Below are 2,390 nucleotides of genomic sequence, written 5' to 3' on the forward strand. Positions count from 1 at the left end.
CAATCCAAGCAGGAAACGACTGATATTGACGCCGATTCGCTCGCTTCTTAATGCTGTAGAACTTTTGACTGTCCAGGAATTTATATGAAATAATGAAACTGTTATCAACTTTATGTTGTAAATCCATATATATAATTTCTAGTCGTTTAGTTTCTTCTTCTGAATAACTACCTTCTTTTATCAGTTTCTCTTTTTGAGTATTATCAAATAGGTTAACCACTTGTGTATCCAATGAAGTCCCTTGAGCAAATGCAATATGTTTTATCTCCTGTAGCACATCGATTGTACCTGTGAAAGTATACTCAATATTAAAATATTTCTGTCCTTGATCTTCCAAAACCCTATTATCAATATGGACATTCCAATTCTCTCCACTATAATAAATGCTTTTGTACTCTTTCTCACCAGAACATGCTGAAATAATAAAAAATATAAAAAAAATAATTCCTACGATTTTTCCCCTCATTTTTATTCCACCTTCAATTTTATACTTATGTAGTATATCATTATAGCAAAGAGGAACTAGAGCTTAGCCTAGTTCCTCTTTATTTTAGTTCGGACTTACTACCGAATAAACCCATGCAATATCTACTTTACTTTGGGTTTCTCCAGAAATCGATAGCGAAATTCCAAGTGGAGGACCGCCAATTGAAGGAGTTACTGTAATATTTCGCGATGTATAAGTATGAAGAAGTTCCGTTCTAACAGTTCCGTTTGCACCATTATAAGACCCTACATTGTACCATCCACTTTTAGCTTCAATATGCCACTGAGAAGCCCAACAAAGTGGCCATAACGCACGATACTTTGTGTCCGGTATTTCAAACCCTATTGAGGTTCCAGTAAACATTGTATTATGTTTAGTCGAATTTAAGTGAGTTGAAGATTCAGCGTAGTAGTTGTCGCCGTCTACACGGTTATTATAGGCAACTGTCATATTAATAGAAGGATCATTTAAAGGAATAGCCCCTCCTACATTCCATGCTAATGCAAGAACATCTGGCTTACTATCATAAGAAGTGGTATTGGCAAAACCAGGTGTATCATTGATAATATTAGGTCTTGAATGATATGCAGAGAACCGATGTCTTTTTTGACTTCTATCTGAATTATATTCATCAGTTACATATATTGAAGAAGTCAAATAGGTAAAGGATTGAGAAGCATCCATCGTCCTTATTTTTTCCTTATTATAAAAATCGTTTTCGTTTTCCTCATTATTTAATGGAGTAAAAAAAACATTAGTTGAAATTGAAGTTAAATAACTGTCACCACCTTGTTCATTAGTATTTGAAATTGCATAGAATTCTTTTGGTTCTTTAAAAAGTGGTATTTCAATTTCATCTGTTAATAAAGTATTTTCAATATACTCAATTGGTTTAATTTTGATGCTTGTATCAGGCGTTAAAAGAACTCTTTCTACTTTGTCAGAGACTTCTGAAGCAGTATTATTATTGTAAAAAAAATTAATAGTATAGTGTTCAACATACTGATCTGTTTCTTTAAAATCTTCAGGTGCATTCTCATCTAATGAAGTGAATCCTTCAATTGTATAATAAGCATATTTTTCTTGAACTTGAGATGTTGTTGTTTTCTCTACCGCCAAAGCAGAGCCCGAACCAAAAATCATAATACAGGAAGCGACAATAGCCATTGATTTCTTTATCACAGACATCCTCCTTTATTGAAAAAAATGATACCGAACTGTAACTACCCTCCTTTCTTCTTGTTTTTGCGGCTCCTAATTTTCCTTTGCTACTGTAAAGTACGAGTAACGCATTAGTCTCTGGTTGCCTAATCTATAGCCAAGGTATGAGCACACAAATTTTGATCAAGCGACATTAAACACATCCTCATAAATTACAGGGAGATATATGTGTCGAATCCTGATCAACGATCTCTATGCTGTTTGCATTATTTTGTTTTCTTCCTCAATTCATATAGAAACCATTTTAAACAGGTCGAAAATTTCGTTTTTAAGATTTTTTAGAGTGGTAACTTAGCAAGTTAAAAGAGAAAAGTGGGATTATCTCATTGTGGCAAACTTTTATGAGCTATAATAAAACACCAAATATTAACAACAACTCTATTTTAAGGATAAGACAAAACAATTCATTTGTAAACCATTATTTTATAATATATACTAATTTAATCCATTTTACTTGAGCCTTACGAAAATCTTGACCAACATTTAGAAATTTTTTTGATCCTATCCTTTTGATTCTTCGGGATGCTTCTACATAGTTTTACAATCTGCGGCCTACATAATATATAGCATTCCATCACTTTCCGAAATGCGCGTTTTATAACTCAATAACTCAACTTTCGCAGCTTAAATTCGGCAGATAGGCCTTGATGTAGCTGGGTAAACCAGCAAACCATTGTTGGAG

The 2,390-nt window shown here is 33.2% G+C and carries 2 protein-coding genes; both read right to left on the reverse strand.

Annotation, left to right across the window (positions count from 1 at the left end):
• A partial coding sequence (locus FS806_RS25105; protein WP_397348268.1) for a hypothetical protein occupies positions 1 to 466 on the reverse strand: 466 nt, incomplete at its 3' end.
• An 84-nt stretch (positions 467 to 550) separates the two neighbouring features.
• Complete coding sequence (locus tag FS806_RS25110; protein ID WP_144942062.1) at positions 551 to 1,669, reverse strand: hypothetical protein; 1,119 nt, start codon at positions 1,667 to 1,669, stop codon at positions 551 to 553.
• Between the last annotated feature and the right edge of the window lie 721 nt (positions 1,670 to 2,390).

The sequence above is a fragment of the Paenibacillus sp. 32O-W genome, assembly GCF_007679495.1.
GTDB classification, from domain to species: Bacteria; Bacillota; Bacilli; order Paenibacillales; family NBRC-103111; genus Paenibacillus_L; species Paenibacillus_L residui.